Annotated in this window: 1 protein-coding gene and 1 pseudogene; both read left to right on the forward strand. The window is 70.7% G+C overall.

The window, feature by feature from the left end:
- Positions 1-215: hypothetical protein (locus tag ACK4SE_RS14325; protein ID WP_409694074.1), on the forward strand; the 215-nt coding region annotated here is incomplete at its 5' end.
- Between the two features lie 23 nt (positions 216-238).
- Positions 239-529: pseudogene (locus tag ACK4SE_RS14330) on the forward strand (hypothetical protein); the annotation flags it as partial.

Genomic DNA, 529 nt, shown 5'->3' on the forward strand with positions numbered 1-529 from the left:
AGGCCGACCTCGAGCGCCGCCGCACGCGTCTTGCGCACCTCCGCGAGCGCGCGGACGAGCTCCGCCGGAGCCTGGAGGACGTCGAGGCGCAGGCGGAGGCCGCCCGCCTCGAGACGGAGCGCGCCGAGGCCGAACGCGCCGAGCTCGCCGACGTCGCCGCGCGCGCTGCCCGGGCCGCGGATGCCGCACGTCAGGATCTCCCAGCCGGCTCGTAGCCGGCATCCGTAGCGTGGGCCGTATGGCGAGCTCCGCGGCGAACGCGTTCGACCCCGACCACACCCCCCTCACCGTCTCGGCGGCAGAGCTGCGCGAGATGCGCAACGAGCTGCAGCGCTTCCTCATGGGGTATCAGTTCGGCCTTCGCGAGATCGAGACGAAGATCGCGATCCTCCGCGAGGAGTTCCTCCTCCTCCACGACTACAACCCGATCGAGCACGTCAAGTCGCGGCTGAAGACTCCCGAATCGGTCGTCGAGAAGGCCGTCCGCAAGAACCTGCCGCTCACCCTCGACGCGATCCGCGAGAACATC

The organism is Brevundimonas sp., from assembly GCF_046293315.1.
GTDB lineage: Bacteria > Pseudomonadota > Alphaproteobacteria > Caulobacterales > Caulobacteraceae > Brevundimonas.